Consider the following 1995-nt stretch of genomic DNA (forward strand, 5'->3'; position numbering starts at 1 on the left):
GTTGCCGCCCGATACCGCCGATCCGCTCGGCGCGCACGCCGACCCGCGCTGGACGCCGGCGCGTGCCGGGCTGGCCGCCGCGTCGTCCGACCCGCAGGCGCAGCCGCTCGCTCCCGTGCACCCGGCCGCCGTGCCGCTCGTCAGGCAACAGCTCGACGCGCTCGCGACCGACCAGTTCCGCTGGACCGGCGAGGCGTGGCCCGGCGCGCGGCTCGACTGGACGATCGAACCCGACGATCCGGGCGGCCGCGCACCGCGCGGCGGCGACGACGCGGGCGATGGCATTGCATGGCGCACGCGCCTGACGCTGACGTTGCCGTCGCTCGGTACGGTCGACGCGGAGCTGGTGCTGAACGGCGCGCAGCTCGTCGCGCGGCTGCGTGCGAACCAGACGGGCGCCGACCGCCTCACGCGGCACGAGGCCGCGTTGCGGCAGCGGCTCGAGGGATCGGGGCTGCGGGTGGGCGGGCTGTCGATCCGCGCGGTCGACGACGGGCCGGACGGCTTCGACCTGTTTGCCGCACAGGCGGCGGCCGCCGCGTATGCGCGCGGTGCGGCCGGCGGGCAGGACACGCGCGTACCGGGCGACGACGAGGTGCCGCAATGAGCATGTCGTCCCGCAAGCGCGCGGCCGCGCTCGTCTACGACCCGAAAGGCGGCGATGCGGCGCCGCGCGTGGTCGCGAAGGGCTACGGCGTGCTCGCGGAGATGATCGTCGCGCGCGCGCACGATGCGGGGCTGTATGTGCATACCGCGCCGGAGATGGTGTCGCTGCTGATGCAGGTCGACCTCGACGACCGGATTCCGCCGCAGCTCTACCAGGCCGTCGCGGACCTGCTCGCGTGGCTGTACGCGCTCGATCGCACCGAACCCGGGCCGGACGCCGCTGCGCCGCGCTTTCCGTTGCCGCCGCTGCGCTGAACGGCGCGCCATCGCGCCGCTTCTTGCGAAACGCTGTCTCGGCCTTGCGGGGTTATTCTGCCGGCATCTGTCGCCTATCGAGCGATATTTCGATGCAACGTGCGCGCTTCGTCGGAATTTTTTCGCTCGTCGAGCACGCCGTTGCGTAGCCGGGCCGATTGAGCCGGAATTCGATTTATGTAATGATATCCATTCTCATTTTCATGTTGCCCGGGCGGCGCGCGATCTCTGCGCGCCGCCCGTTGTTTTGAACGAATGGATACTTTCGCGTGAACGCGCCCGAAACGATCGACTCTCCCAAGGCGGGTATGCCGCGCGCGGGCGTCGCCGTGCTGCATCCGGCGGCCCGCCCGCTGACCGACGACGAACTGGCCGCGCGCCGCCAGCGCTCGCGTCGCGCGACCTTCATCAAGTGGCTGCGCAAGGTGCACGGCTGGGTCGGGCTGTGGGGCGCGGTGCTTGGGCTGCTGTTCGGCGTCACGGGCGTGGTGCTGAACCACCGCGCGCCGCCGCTGAAGATTTCGACCGGCGAGCCGCAGGTCGAGCAGATGCAGATCGCGCTGCCCGATCCGGTGCCGAAGACGCCCGCCGCGATGACGAAATGGCTGCAGCAGGAACTGCATTTCGACGGCCGGCCCGGCCGCATCCGCAAGGATCCCGCGCAAGCCGTCGCATGGGGCGACCAGCGCGTGATGCAGCCCGAGCACTGGCAGTTCGGCCTGTATGGCCCGCACCGGAACCTGCAGGCGGAATACTGGGTCGGCAATGGCTATGTGTCGGTGAAGCGCACGGACAACACGTTCCTGACGACGCTGAACAACCTGCATCGCGGCGTCGGGATGAACCTCGGCTGGGTGCTGCTGATGGATACGATCGCGGGCTCGCTGATCCTGCTGTCGCTGACGGGCGTGCTGTTGTGGACCGAGCTGAACAAGCGCCGCACGGTCGGCGTCGTGCTGGTGGTGGGTTCGGTCGCCGCGGCGCTTGCGGCCGGCCTGACCTGATCGGCACGAGCCGCTTCGTCCGCGCATCCGGCGCGGCCGAAGCGGCTCGCCAGGGTGGATCAGAGGCCGC

At 70.6% G+C, this 1995-nt stretch carries 3 protein-coding genes; all 3 read left to right on the forward strand.

Features of this window, described 5'->3' with window-relative positions; translation table 11 throughout:
- A partial coding sequence (locus tag ACNQQL_RS35835; protein ID WP_347069662.1) for a flagellar hook-length control protein FliK occupies window positions 1-607 on the forward strand: 607 nt, incomplete at its 5' end.
- Complete coding sequence (locus ACNQQL_RS35840) at window positions 604-921, forward strand: EscU/YscU/HrcU family type III secretion system export apparatus switch protein (protein ID WP_034179301.1); 318 nt, start codon at window positions 604-606, stop codon at window positions 919-921. The genes ACNQQL_RS35835 and ACNQQL_RS35840, both read left to right, overlap by 4 nt.
- Before the next feature lie 269 nt (window positions 922-1190).
- Complete coding sequence (locus tag ACNQQL_RS35845) at window positions 1191-1925, forward strand: PepSY-associated TM helix domain-containing protein (protein WP_347069664.1); 735 nt, start codon at window positions 1191-1193, stop codon at window positions 1923-1925.
- The last annotated feature ends 70 nt before the right edge of the window (window positions 1926-1995 follow it).

Origin of the sequence: Burkholderia sp. LFS061 (genome assembly GCF_047978125.1) — a bacterium.
GTDB classification, from domain to species: Bacteria; Pseudomonadota; Gammaproteobacteria; order Burkholderiales; family Burkholderiaceae; genus Burkholderia; species Burkholderia pyrrocinia_C.

Bases quoted from the DNA above. Each gene is read 5' to 3' on its own strand.
- ACNQQL_RS35840 (WP_034179301.1), top strand. From the start codon at position 604: ATGAGCATGTCGTCCCGCAAGCGCGCGGCCGCGCTCGTCTACGACCCG.